The sequence below is a fragment of the Oceanirhabdus seepicola genome (assembly GCF_023684385.1).
GTDB classification, from domain to species: domain Bacteria; phylum Bacillota; class Clostridia; order Clostridiales; family Clostridiaceae; genus Oceanirhabdus; species Oceanirhabdus seepicola.
Genome location: NZ_JAGSOJ010000002.1, coordinates 864,449 through 878,323 on the forward strand (window position 1 = coordinate 864,449; position 13,875 = coordinate 878,323).

The 13,875-nt window shown below is 30.0% G+C and carries 10 protein-coding genes; 7 read left to right on the forward strand and 3 right to left on the reverse strand.

All coding sequences use genetic code 11. The features are described from left to right. Positions 1-92: 92 nt before the first annotated feature. Genes KDK92_RS11415 through KDK92_RS24810 form a run of 3 tightly spaced genes read left to right on the forward strand, consistent with a single transcriptional unit; the run spans position 93 to position 3,353 of the window. Positions 93-1,352 carry a M16 family metallopeptidase gene (locus KDK92_RS11415; RefSeq protein WP_250859383.1) on the forward strand — a complete coding sequence of 420 codons (1,260 nt, stop codon included), beginning with the start codon at positions 93-95 and terminating at the stop codon, positions 1,350-1,352. After that, positions 1,339-2,172 (forward strand): RecX family transcriptional regulator, encoded by an 834-nt coding sequence (locus KDK92_RS11420; RefSeq protein ID WP_250859384.1) that lies wholly within the window; start codon positions 1,339-1,341, stop codon positions 2,170-2,172. The genes KDK92_RS11415 and KDK92_RS11420 overlap by 14 nt, the downstream gene beginning before the upstream one ends. Positions 2,173-2,183: 11 nt before the next feature. Continuing rightward, positions 2,184-3,353 carry a transglutaminase-like domain-containing protein gene (locus KDK92_RS24810; protein ID WP_250859385.1) on the forward strand — a complete coding sequence of 390 codons (1,170 nt, stop codon included), beginning with the start codon at positions 2,184-2,186 and terminating at the stop codon, positions 3,351-3,353. A gap of 78 nt (positions 3,354-3,431) precedes the next feature. Here KDK92_RS24810 and KDK92_RS11430 read toward each other — a convergent pair whose 3' ends face one another. Both KDK92_RS11430 and KDK92_RS11435 read right to left on the reverse strand, forming a co-directional pair. After that, on the reverse strand, positions 3,432-4,079 hold the full coding sequence (locus KDK92_RS11430) for a TetR/AcrR family transcriptional regulator (RefSeq protein WP_250859386.1): 648 nt from the start codon (positions 4,077-4,079) through the stop codon (positions 3,432-3,434). 245 nt (positions 4,080-4,324) lie between these two features. After that, positions 4,325-4,696, reverse strand: coding sequence for a tetratricopeptide repeat protein (locus KDK92_RS11435; RefSeq protein WP_250859387.1), 372 nt, complete (start codon positions 4,694-4,696; stop codon positions 4,325-4,327). Between the two features lie 243 nt (positions 4,697-4,939). Between KDK92_RS11435 and wecB the strand changes: the two genes are divergently transcribed. The 4 genes from wecB to KDK92_RS11455 all read left to right on the forward strand — a co-directional run bounded on the left by wecB (position 4,940) and on the right by KDK92_RS11455 (position 11,798). Then, positions 4,940-6,055 (forward strand): non-hydrolyzing UDP-N-acetylglucosamine 2-epimerase, encoded by a 1,116-nt coding sequence (wecB, locus tag KDK92_RS11440; RefSeq protein WP_250859388.1) that lies wholly within the window; start codon positions 4,940-4,942, stop codon positions 6,053-6,055. Between the two features lie 28 nt (positions 6,056-6,083). Then, on the forward strand, positions 6,084-10,313 hold the full coding sequence (locus KDK92_RS11445) for a 2-hydroxyacyl-CoA dehydratase (RefSeq protein ID WP_250859389.1): 4,230 nt from the start codon (positions 6,084-6,086) through the stop codon (positions 10,311-10,313). 369 nt (positions 10,314-10,682) lie between these two features. Next, complete coding sequence (locus KDK92_RS11450; protein ID WP_250859390.1) at positions 10,683-11,102, forward strand: flavodoxin; 420 nt, start codon at positions 10,683-10,685, stop codon at positions 11,100-11,102. A gap of 99 nt (positions 11,103-11,201) precedes the next feature. Further along, positions 11,202-11,798 (forward strand): DUF3793 family protein, encoded by a 597-nt coding sequence (locus KDK92_RS11455; protein WP_250859391.1) that lies wholly within the window; start codon positions 11,202-11,204, stop codon positions 11,796-11,798. Between the two features lie 36 nt (positions 11,799-11,834). Here the strand turns inward: KDK92_RS11455 and KDK92_RS11460 are convergent, their stop codons facing one another. Beyond that, positions 11,835-13,760, reverse strand: coding sequence for an ABC-F family ATP-binding cassette domain-containing protein (locus tag KDK92_RS11460; protein WP_250859392.1), 1,926 nt, complete (start codon positions 13,758-13,760; stop codon positions 11,835-11,837). Between the last annotated feature and the right edge of the window lie 115 nt (positions 13,761-13,875).

Sequence of the window (13,875 nt, forward strand, 5' to 3'; positions counted from 1 at the left end):
TCTTATATATAAAATAACAATTAACAGAGAATAAATTTAGTAATATAAGTTTTAAAATAAGCAATTTAAAATAGAGTTGGAGGAAATTTTATTTGAAAAGATATTTAGATTATAAGAATACAACCCTAGATAATGGATTAGAAATTGTATCTATAAAGAAAGAAACTGATCTTGTTTGTTTAATTAATGCAATGAAAATTGGCTCACTTCATGAGGAAGATCATGAAAGAGGTCTTGCTCATTTCATTGAGCATATGATTTTTAAAGGTACTGAGAAAAGAGATAATAAAATGTTGATTGATGAGCTTGAAGAGACTGGTGGAGAGTATGATGCATATACAGATAGTGTAAGTACTGTTATCAGTATCACTGCCCTTAAAGAAGAATTTGAAAAGTCCTGTGATATATTAAGTGACATGCTATTGAATTCTGATTTTAAGGGGGAAGAAATTGAAAAAGAGCGAAAAGTTATTTTATCAGAGATTAAAAATTCCTATGATGATATTGAAGATTATAGCTATAGGGTTTTGAAGGAGAATGCTTTTCCAAACAATTCTTTGAAATATGACGTTCTTGGAACAGAAAAAAGTGTAAGAGGATTTTCAAGAGAAGATTTATTAAGATTCTACAATAGATATTATAATGCAAGTAATTGTAAGATAATAATAGTATCTCCATTTGATCATGATGATGTAGCAGATACTATTGAAAGATATTATGGGAATTGGAAGAAGGGTGATTCAAGAACAAGTAGAAAGGAAGTATTTAAAAATACTCCAGGAAAATTTGAAACAGAATTAAATGATAATGAGCAAAGTACAATTATGTATTTATTTACATTCGAAAATCCAACACCAAAAGAAGAATTAGCCCTTAGAATATTGGATTATAGATTGGGGTCTAGCTCAAATTCTGTATTATTTAAAGAATTAAGAGAAAAAAGAGGACTATGTTATTCTGTGCACTCCACACTTGGTGATTATGAAAAGTTTAATATATTATATATCTATGCATCTGTGGCTAAATGTGATGTTGAAGAGAGTAAGGAAGTAATTAGTTTTTGCCTAGATGAATTCTTAAATGAAAAATTAAAATTTGATGATAAGTTTTTCAATATAGTAAAAAAGGTATATAAGACTGAAATAATAACAACATTAGAGGGGTGTAATGATCTAGCTCACTTCATTTTAGCCTATATTTTAGATGATGAGGATATATTATCATTTTATAATGATCTTGATATATTAGATACATTGAGTAAAGAAGATATTTATGAAATAGCCAAAGAGCTATTCACTAATTCTACAATGAGTGTCATATTAGGAAGGGATGAAGAGGATGGAGATAATTGATATAGTCCCACATAAAAGGTTTGAGAATAAAGTAGTAGTATACATGGATAATTATGAAAAGTATACTCTTTCATTAGAAGCGGTGTACAAGCGTAGCTTGAAAAAAGGAAGAATAATTCATAAGGAAGAATTTGATGCAATTTTAATCGAGGAAAACTACAGAGCAGGGAAAACAAAAGCTTTAAAGTATATTGAAAGAGGAGATAAAACTTTTTCTCAAGTAAGCGAATATTTAGAGAAAAAAGAGTATTCTCCTCAAGTAATTGAAAAGGTAATGGGATTTTTATTAGAATATGATTTTATAAATGATGAGAGATATGCTGAAAGGTATGTCAAAGAAAGAAAAAGAACAGATGGGAAAAATAAAATTAAATATGCTTTAAAGAAAAAAGGCATAAATGAAGACATTATAACAGAAAAATTACTTGATATAAATGAAGAAGAGGAACTTGAAGCTATTAATAAAATAGTTAACAAAAAAATTCAAACACTTATAAGAGATGGTAAGGATGAATATTTCATTAAAAATAAACTTTATTCATATATTAGTACAAAGGGGTTTTATGGAGATTGTGTTTTAAAATCCATAAAAGAGGCAATAATGGAGAATAGGGATCTTATTTACGAACATCAAAGAAATAAAGAAGAAAAAGATAAAGAAAATATAATGGATGTGGCTTCAAAAAGATATGCACTTATTTCTAAGAGTGAGAGTAATAATTTGAAGTTGAAAAAGAAATTATATGACTTTTTATTGAGAAAAGGGTATTCTTATGAAGATATTAAAGGGGTTGTAAATGAGATAATTTCTAATGAATAAAGGTGAACTGTGTGAATTTAGATATATTGAATTTAGATCTATTATCAATAGTTATAATATTATTATGTATTATCCCTTTAATGAAAGGGATTCTTTATAAATACTCACCAGATAATTTTAAAAGAGAGATTATTGGAATAGTAAAAATAATTTCTTTTTGTATTGGGTTATTATCTGGTTTTTATTTATGCAAAAAATTTATACTTTACGATACTTACAGTTTTTTTTCAGACTACTTAAGTAATCTAGTAGGGGAATTTCAAACTATTTTTGGTCAAAATCCTATATTGTTGTATCTTGGATTAGCTCCAATAATCGCAATTATTATATCTTTTATTGTATTTAAAATACTGAATATTCTATTAATGGCTTTTCTATACCCAGTATTTGATGTTTTTCACAAGTGGGTATTAAAGAGAGGGACTTTCATTAGAAGAGTATTAGGTTTTTTACTTAGCATTCCTAAAGCTGTTTTCTATCCAATAATTTTCTGTATGATAATCCATTTTTATTCTTTAAGTTATTCTAATGAAAAATTAGATAATATAATATTCAATTCAACTGTAAATGATCTTATTTCTGAAAAAATTATAATACCAATAACAAGTAATGAATTGGTTAACCATATACCTAATATAGTAAGTGAATCACTAAAAATAGATATAAATCAAGTTGAAGACGCTTTTACAGAAAACTTAACGATTTATTACAATGGAGTTACCTTAGATGAAGGAATAAAAAGTAATAAGGCAATCTATGAATTGACTTCAATGTTATGTCAAGACAGTGAAACAGATAAAGAAAAAGCGTTTATTATATATAGCTGGATAACAGAGAACTTAATTTATGATGAAGATAAGGCTAATAACATAATTAATGATAATTTTAATGATAAAAGTGGGGCTATTCCTACCTTTGAAAGTAGGAAAGGAATTTGTTTTGATTTCGCTTGTTTATATACTGCTATGGCCAAGGAAGTAGGACTAAAAGTTAGGATTATTACGGGGAAAGGTTATAGTGGAGAAGTATGGGTAGAACATTCATGGAATGAAGTATATATCGAAGAAAAAAATGAGTGGATAAAGATAGATACCACATTTGGTTTGTCTGGAAACTATTTCGATAACTTAACGTTTAATTTAGATCATATTGATAGGAAAGTTATTGGAGAATGGAACTAAAGCACATTCAAAAAATAAATAACAAGTCAATGATGCAAAAAAGACGAGTATAATGAATTGTTATTTATTTGAACTTGCTTAAATTTTATAATCTAAAATGGTGATTTTATTCTCATTAATAATTTTTTCGGTCTGAAGAAGTAGCTTTTGAATCTTTTCATTTGGAACATTGAACATTTGATTAACGGTCGTTATAAGTAAGTCAATTTTGTCTTTTAACGGAATAGCACTTTCATATAAATGATCGTTTAATAAGCCGTGGAATATACCTCTAATAAGTACTGAACGATTATAGTATTCACAATGGGCAAATGATGGATTATATGCTCCAAACCATTTCTTAGTTGCATTGCTAGCAAGATTGATGATTTGCGCTGAAACAAAAGGTGAATTATATGAAGTTAGGAGTAATTCTTCTAGAGTTTTATGTCTGTCCATAAGATGAAAAATTATGGATGCATCTAAAGAAAATCCTAAAAGTGGTTCGTTATATTCATGAGCCAATTCATTTGCTTTAGTGATAACTGCCTCGAAATAATCGTTAGTAATATTCAATAGGATATCATCTTTATTTGAATAAAAATGGTACAGACTTCCAGTGGTTACACCTGCCTTTTTAATAATTTGTCTGATTGTTGTTTTGTTATATCCTTGTGTTTCAAAAAGTTCTCTTGCGGTATTCAATATATCCATTTTTGTATTTTTATGATTTTTTTGTTTTTTCATAGTATAAGTTTACATTTTAATAATTAACAAGTCAACGACAAAATAGAACGTGTTCTGTTTTGTCGTTGACTTTTGAAGAGGAGAGGTGTAGACTAAATCTAGAACGTGTTCTAATTAGCCGGACACAAGTCCCGTAATTCATTGAGGATAACATAAAAGCTTTTGTATAAAGTTTATGGACATAGTAGATGATTATCTACCAATTTAAAAAGAGCGGAATATACTTCCCCTCTTTTTAACTATTGTTAGTAGCTTTTTTTTGTTTTATCAATTTCTTTTTTTAGTATTAGATTTATAGCCTTTTCACAATCTTCATCATTTTCATTAAGACACCAGGCTTTATTAAAGAAATAAAGAGCATCTTTATTATTTCCTAATAGAGCATAACAATAAGCAAGGTTGAAATAATATTTGCTTTCATCTTTTAAACGGATAGCTTTTTTGAGGAGGTAAATAGCATCCGGATATTTCTTTAGTTTTATGTGACATACAGAAGAATTATAATAGCAACTTGCAGAATTTGAACTATCTTCATCTAAGGCTCTTTCATAGAAGGCTATTGCTTTCTCGTAATCTTTAGAATTATACATTACATTTGCTTTTGAAAAGTAATCCATGGTCTCCTCCTTCAGTTATTATATTTGAATTATATCCATTTTTAATATTAATATTCCAAAATTTAGATTTTTATTACTCAATAGAGGAAATGGTGTATAGGATTTTGCAATGTAAAATATTTATAAAAAAAAGGTTTTTTTGTTTTATTAATTTATGTGATGAATTATAATATTAATATAAACAAATGGTTTGTAATAAATTGGTTGATAAATAAAATAATTCAAATTATTAAGGAGAAAGAAATGAAAGTTTTGAAAGTATTATTAATATTTGGAACAAGGCCTGAAGCTACTAAGATGGCTTCGGTTATTAAAGCGTTAGAAAAAAGTGAATTAATTGAATATAAGATTTGTGTTACAGCACAGCATAGAGAGATGCTGGATACAATATTAGAAATATATGATATAACCCCTGATTATGATTTGGATATTATGAAGAATAAGCAAAGTTTATCACATATTACTAGCAGCATACTTATTAGAATTGAAGAAATTTTAGAGCTTGAAAAACCAGATATGGTCTTAGTTCATGGTGACACTACTACAACATTTTCTTCCGCACTTGCAGCCTTCTATAAAAAAATCAAGGTAGGTCATATTGAAGCTGGATTGAGGAGTTTTAACAAGTATTTACCTTATCCAGAGGAGATAAATAGAAGATTGACTGGGGTAATGGCAGATTTTCATTTTGCCCCAACTGAATTCGCAAAACAGAACCTATTAAGGGAAGGGGTAAATGAAGCGAACATATTTGTTACAGGAAATACTGGAGTAGATGCTGTTGATATGAGTATTGAAGAAGATTATGTTTTTGAAAATGAAATATTAAATACAATAGATTATGAGAAGCATAGAATTATTATGGTGACGGCTCATAGAAGAGAAAACTGGGGAGGGGGAATCGAGAGTATTTGTGATGCTCTAATTGAGGTTGTTCAAAAAAATGAGGGTGTTAAAGTTATTTATCCTGTTCATATGAACCCTATTGTTAGAGAGTGTGTTCATAAAAAATTAAGTGGTATTGAAAATGTAATTCTAACAGATACAATCAATGTAAAGGACTCCCATAATCTTATGAAAAGAAGTTATTTAGTACTTACAGATTCTGGTGGGATTCAAGAAGAGGCGCCACATCTTAATAAACCTGTCCTTGTAATGAGAGATGTTACAGAAAGGCAAGAAGGTGTATTGGCGGGGACATTGATCTTAGTAGGAACAGATAAAAAAAATATAGTTGATAACGTGCAACTTTTATTAGATGATGAAGAAAAATACAAAAAGATGAGTAAAGCCCAGAATCCTTATGGAGATGGAAAAGCAGGCCAAAGGATTATTGAAATTCTTGAGGGGCTACAATAAATAAACTTGAGGCATGGAGGAAGTAATTATGAAAACAGTATGTGTTGGTATAGATATTGGGTCAACCACAATAAAGTCAGTTGTTTTAAATAACGGTAAATTGAAATCCAAAAGATATATGAGGCACTATTCTGAGATAAAAGAATCCTTTGAAAAAGTAATGAATGGATTAGTAGAAGAAAATCCAAATTCATTATTTAAGATTGTTATAAGTGGTTCAGGTGGATTATCACTAGCAAATGAACTTGAAATTATGTTTACTCAGGAAGTTATTGCAAGTACTGAAGCAGTAAATACGTACTTACAGGATATAGAGACAGTTATAGAATTAGGTGGGGAAGATGCTAAAATAACATTCCTTAAAAATGGTGTAGAACAGAGGATGAACGGGACATGCGCTGGAGGAACAGGGGCATTTATAGACCAGATGGCAGCCTTAATGAAATGCACTGTTCAGGAGTTAAATGAGAAGGCTAAGAATTATAAGAGGATGTATCCTATAGCAGCAAGATGTGGGGTGTTTGCAAAAAGTGATATTCAGCCATTAATCAATGAAGGAGCTGCAACAGAGGATATAGCTGTATCTATTTTTCAGAGTGTAGTTAATCAGACAATTGCAGGGTTGGCATGTGGTAGAAAGATTGAAGGAAGAGTGGCTTTTCTAGGAGGGCCTTTAACTTTTTTATCAGAGCTTGGGGTAAGATTTAAGGAGACTTTAAAATTAAGTGATGAAAACGCAATTTTCCCAGAGAATGGGGAGTATTATGTTGCACTAGGAGCTGCCATTAAAGCAGAGGAAGCAGTTTCAATATCATGTGATGTGTTAGAAGAAAAAATTAAGAAAGTAAGCACATTTGAAGAAAAGGAAATCCAAAGATCAGAACCGCTTTTTAGAGATAAAATTGAAATGGAACAATATAAGAAGGAAAATATATTACCAATTGAGAGAAAAAAAATTAAAGAATACTTTGGAAATATTTATTTGGGAATAGATGCAGGTTCAACCACTACAAAGATAGTGGCTATAGGAGAAAACTATGAGTTGCTTTTTGAGAGATACGGAAGTAATGAAGGAAAGCCACTAGAAAAAGTCAAAGAATTTTTAAATGACCTTTATAGTGAAATGAATGAAAAATCTCATATCAAGAATTCAACTGTTACAGGATATGGAGAAGAACTTATAAAGAAGGCTTTGGGAGTAGATATAGGTGTGGTAGAAACAGTGGCCCATTATAAAGGGGCAAATTATTTTTATCCAGGAGTAACATTCATTTTAGATATTGGTGGACAAGACATGAAATGTATGAGGATAAAAGATGGTGTTATTGACGATATAATGTTGAACGAAGCATGTTCATCAGGGTGTGGATCTTTTATTCAAGGATTTGCAGAATCATTAAATATACCGGTTGAAGAATTCGGAAAGATAGGTGCGTTATCACAAAAACCAGTTGACCTAGGTTCAAGGTGTACCGTATTTATGAATTCAAGGGTGAAGCAAGCGCAGAAAGAAGGAGCACGAGTTGAAGATATTTCGGCGGGATTGGCATATTCTGTAATTAAAAATGCTCTATTCAAAGTTATTAAGATTAAAGATAGTAGTGATATGGGGGACAAGGTTATTCTGCAAGGAGGAACCTTCTACAATGACTCTGTATTGAAAGCTTTTGAGAAGGTTACTGGAAGAGTAGGAAAAAGACCTGAGATTTGTGGGCTAATGGGAGCCTTTGGTGCTGCAATAATTGCACTTGAAGAAGAAAGAGAAGGTTTAAGCACTATCAGAACATTAGAAGAAATAAAGAAAATTTCAATAGATAAGAGAGAGGCTAGATGTGGTCTTTGTGAGAATAATTGTGCACTCACTATAAATTTATTTGATAATGGTGAAAGACTTATAATTGGTAATAGATGCGAGAGAGGATCTGGAAATAAAGGTATTGGAAAAGAAGTGCCCAATCTTATGAGAGAAAAACTAAATATGTTAAATAATTTGAAACAAACAAAAGAGCAGTATATTGCTTCAGTGGGAATACCAAGAGCATTAAATATATATGAAAATCTTCCTCTTTGGCACTATTTCTTCGATGAATTAGGGATAAAAGTTATTATATCTGATAAGTCATCAAAAGAAACTTTTGAGAAAGGCTTTGAATCAATTCCATCTGAATCTGTTTGTTATCCAGCAAAACTCACTCATGGTCATATACAGGATTTAATGGACAAGAAGGTGGATTTTATCTTTTATCCTTCAGTTGTATATGAAAATAAAGAGGTTTCAGAGGCTAATAATAACTTTAATTGCCCTATAGTAACATCTTATCCAGAGGTAATAAAGAATAATATGAACCTTGGTGATATGAGATTTTTGAATCCTTTTATAAATCTAAATCATAAAGATTCTGTTATAAAAAATATGTGCGATTGTTTAGCTTTTTTAAGAATTGATAATACAAAAATTAAGAAAGCATATGAGAAAGCTCTAATTGAGTATAGTAATTTTTATGAAAGATATAGGAGTAGAGGGGAAGCGGTTTTAAAGGATATTGAGAGTGGAAAGTTTAAAGGAATAGTATTGTGTGGAAGACCTTATCATTTTGATGAAGAGATAAATCATGGTATTCCAGAATTGATAAATTCTTTAGGATTTGCAGTTCTAACGGAAGAGAGCATATCTCACCTTGGTAATATAAAAAGACCTATTAGGGTTGTGGATCAATGGATGTATCATACAAGATTATATGAAGCAGCGGACTTGGTAGGAAGAACTGAAAGGCTTAATATTATTCAACTGAATTCATTTGGATGCGGATTAGATGCAGTAACAACTGATATGGTAGAAGAGATATTAAGAGAGTATGGAAAGCTTTATACCATGATAAAAATTGATGAAATAAGCAATCTTGGAGCGGCTAAAATCAGAATAAGATCATTAAAATATGCTATTGAAGAAAAAGGTGAAAGAAAAGAAAAAGGATCATATGAGGGAAATAAGAGAGTGATATTCACAAAGGAAATGAGAAAGACTCATACAATTATATGTCCACAGATGTCCCCTATTCATTTTGACATTGTAGAAGAGGCATTTAGAAGTGAGGGGTATAACTTAAGAGTTCTCCACAATAGTTCAAAAGATGACGTGGATGTAGGATTAAAATATGTTAATAATGATGCTTGTTTTCCATCTATAATAACCGTTGGACAAATTGTTAATGAGATTATGAATGGAGAAGTTGATCCAAATAAAACAGCTGTTATTATATCTCAAACAGGGGGAGGGTGTAGAGCAACCAATTATATAGGTTTCTTGAGGAAAGCCCTTAAAGATGCTGGTTATGGTCAAATACCTGTTATATCAGCAAATGCTATTGGATTAGAATCAAATCCTGGTTTTAAGTTTAAAATCAATGTAATAAGAAAAGGTATAATGGCAGTTTGTTTAGGGGATTTATTTATGAAGGTGCTCTATAGAACTAGACCATATGAAAAGAATGAAGGGGAATGCAATGCACTTCATAATAAGTTAAATAAGAAATGTAAGGAAGTATTAAAAAATGGCAGTGTAAGGGAGTTCTCAAGTTTATGCAAGGAAATTATTGAAGAATTCGATAGAGTTCCTCTTAAAAATATAAAAAAACCACGAGTTGGAGTAGTTGGGGAAATACTGGTGAAATATCATCCCCTAGCAAACAATAACCTTGTAGATGTAATTGAGACAGAAGGTGGAGAAGCGGTGGTTCCAGGGCTTCTGGAATTCTTCTTGTATTGTGGATATAATACTAAATTTAAGAGCAAATATCTTGGTATGAGTAGAGTAAATGAAGTTGGTGGATCAATAGTAATTAAATATCTTGAAAGTTACATGGCAAAAATAAATAAATACCTTCAAAAGAGCGATAGGTTCCATAAGATTGTTTCAATTGAACAATTAGCAAAAGGGGCTGAAGAGATATTATCATTAGGTAATATGACAGGTGAAGGGTGGTTTTTAACTGCTGAGATGGTGGAATTGATAGAATCAGGGGTTAACAACATAGTTTGCACGCAACCTTTCGCATGCTTACCTAACCATGTAACAGGAAAAGGGATGATTAAGGCATTAAAGCATAAATATCCTGATTCTAATATTGTAGCTATAGATTATGATCCAGGTGCAAGTGAAGTAAACCAATTAAATAGAATAAAGCTTATGATGACTGTAGCATTTGAAAAAATTGATAGTAATTTTGCTATTGATGAAGCTGCAATGACCAATGAATAAAAACATAGTTGAAAGTTGAGAGTTGACAGTGGAGAACGATTGACATTTCTCTCCGAGAAATTTTAATCTTATTGTTCCTTTGACTACATAACTTTCTTGTTTAATTAAAATTAAATTTTGTGTTTTAAAGAAAAGATTATTGTTGAAATCCACCAACAATAATCTTTTTTATGTTTATATATGATTATAATCCAATATAAAATATTTTTATTGCTTGTTCAAATAAATATCTCTTTTTAAGTAATATCATTGTTTCTCTTATTCTTTAATAATTTAGAAAATAGTTGAAAGTTCTAAATGACTACTTGAAAATAATTATCAATTGTTATATAATATCAATTGAAAGAAAATATTAATGAGGTGATAATTATGAGTAAAATTAATGTAATATATTGGAGTGGTACAGGAAATACAGAAATGATGGCAAATGCAATTGCTGATGGAACAAAAGAAGCAGGAAATGAAGTTAATGTAATACATGTAGGAGAGGCTACAATTGATGATGCTAATAATTGCGATGTTTTAGTGTTAGGCTGTTCTTCTATGGGAGATGAGGTTCTTGAAGAAGGAGAAATGGAACCTTACATGGAATCAATTGATGGAAAAATTGGTGGTAAGAAAATTGCTTTATTTGGATCATATGGATGGGGCGATGGAAGATGGATGAGAGAATGGCAAGAACGTGTAGAGGATAATGGAGCAATACTTTTAGAAGATGGTCTTATATTGAATGAAACACCAGATGATGAAGGACTAGCTCAATGTAGAGAGTTTGGTAAGAGACTATAATAGGAAATGGATAATTGATATGTATAATGGAAAATGAAGGATATTTCTCTATTATGAATTTTAAACTAAAGAGTATTAATTAAGTATGAGGAGTGCGTTATGAATAAAGAAGTAGTAACTAAGTATTTAGAATTTTTAAATAAACGTGAAGGATACGATGCTTTTGAGGCATATCTTTTCTTTAATATTGCCCCAGTAATTGAAGGAGTAAAACCTGCTTCATTGGTGCGAATAACTAATAGATTGAATTTTTTAACATTATGGGATGATATTAAAGAAAGAATCAAGATTTATGGAATTGAACATTTAGAATTGAAGACTCATTGTGGTAACAGCGTAGTGATTTTTTATAACAAAGAAATGCTCAATGAATATGTTAACAGAAAAGATATAAGAGATTTTCTTGATAATATTGGATATGCTAATTGTTCCACACTAGATACTATGTTAGAAAATCTAAAGAGTAAGTTTCATAACACATGTCCTCATGAGATTGGTATATTCTTAGGATATCCACTAGAAGATACAAAAGAATTTATAAAAAATGAAGGTAAGAATTGTTTGCTTTGTGGTTATTGGAAAGTATACAATGATGAACAATCAGCAAGATGTATTTTTCAAAGATATGATAATGCTAAAAAAATAATTCTTAATCAGATTATCAATAGAAGTGTTAGAAATCTATATTGTATATAAAAATATGAGTAGTACATTAAATGTACTACTCATATTTTATTCTTGAAGTTCAGTCCATTCTGTTAAGAGTTCTTCAAGTTCTGAACTTAGTTTTTCTTTATTCTTGTATAGCTTATTTACCTTATCATAATCTGTTGAGAAGAGTTCAATTTCTTCATTAATATTAGAAATATTCAATTCAAGTTCACTTATCTTATTTTCAAGGAATGATAAGCGATTTTCTTTTTTTCGTTGTTCCCTAGATATTATTTTATTTTCTTGGTATTTAATATTTGATATTGAATCATCATTCTTTGGTTTTGGTTTATTGATTGAAGCCTTTGATGAAAGAATTTTCTTATATTCATCATAAGTATAATCAAATTTTGTTATCTTACAATCTTTTAATTCTAAAACTTTATTAGAAATTTTATTTATAAAAAATCTGTCATGTGATACAAATAAAATGGTGCCATCAAACTCTTCAAGAGATGATTCTAACATTTCTCTTGAGGATATATCAAGATGATTTGTAGGTTCATCCATGATGAGGAAGTTTACTTTGTTTTGCATTAGTATACACATCTTTAATCTACTTCTTTCACCACCAGATAGAGTTAAGACTTTTTTATTGATATCCTCTGTGAAGAATAAGTATCTAGCGAGTATCCCTCTTATTAGTCCTTCGGCTATAGGAAATTCATCCTGAAAAACTTGAAGTACTGTCTTATCCTCATTAGGAAACTTTATTTCTTGAGGTAAATATGCCATTTTGATACTTGCACCTAATTTAATAGTACCATTATCCTCTTTGTAGAAAGAATCAATTGATTCAGGGTGAAACTTTCTGATAATTGATTTTAGAAATGTTGACTTTCCAGAACCATTTTTTCCAACTAAAACATATCTATCTTTAATGAATATCTTTAAATTTACATTATCATAAAGCTTCAATTTACCTATAGACTTTGATAGATTTTCGACAGTTAGTACTTCCTTACCACTTCTATTTGATGATGAAAAGGAAAGATCTGCTTTCTTTTTATTTGTATTAGGTTTTTCAACCTTATCCATTTTATCAATTCTTTTTTCCATATTAAAAGCTTTCTTAAAAAATCTTATATCATCTGCAATTTGTCCCCATAATTTAAAACGTGCGATAGCTGCTTCCATTGATTTAATCTTTTTTTGTTGTTGAATATATTGAGCAAGTTGCTGTTCAACCCTCCGTTTTTTCTCTTCTTGATAATAACTGTAATTTCCAATGAATTCGCTGCAGTTCATGTCTTCAATTTCAATTATTTTCTTAACTACTTTATCCAAGAAATATCTATCATGAGATATAATTAACACTGTACCTTTATACTCATTCAAGAAATTCTCTAACCATTCTACAGCTTCAATATCTATGTGGTTTGTAGGTTCATCTAATAGTAATAGATCTGTATCTTGAAGTAGCAATTTACCTAAATGAACTATTGTTTTTTCACCTCCACTTAAACAAGAAAATTCTCTGTTCCTCATATCAGATGATATTTTCAATCCAGAGCAAATTTTATTGATTTTCTCTTCAGTATTATAACCATCACATGAATCAATGAAGGCTTGTAAATCAGAATATTCTTTAAGAAGTCTATCCATGTTATCGGTTTCTTGAGACATTTGTTTTTCTAAAGTACTCATCTTCTCAAGGGTCTCGTATATTTTTTGAAAAGATGATCTCAAAACATCTTCCACTGTAAAGTTTGAGGGGTATACGGGAATCTGTTGGAGATATCCTACAGACATGTTTCTCCTCATATGAAGTGTTCCATCTTCATAGTTCTCAGTTCCAGTGATAATTTTGAAAAGGGTAGTTTTTCCACAACCATTATCTCCAATTATACCTATTTTATCACCGCGATATATTTCGAGTGAAATGTTTTCAAGAACTTTATTTCCCCCGTAAAATTTAGCAAGATTTTTTATTGTAATATCAACCATATATTTTCCCTCCCAAAGGTATGTTATTAGCAAAAATTTCAATGAAATGGTTCGAATGTTCCGTTATTTTCCATTTGTAAATCTTTATACTCAACTAGCATACTTTATGTGTGCC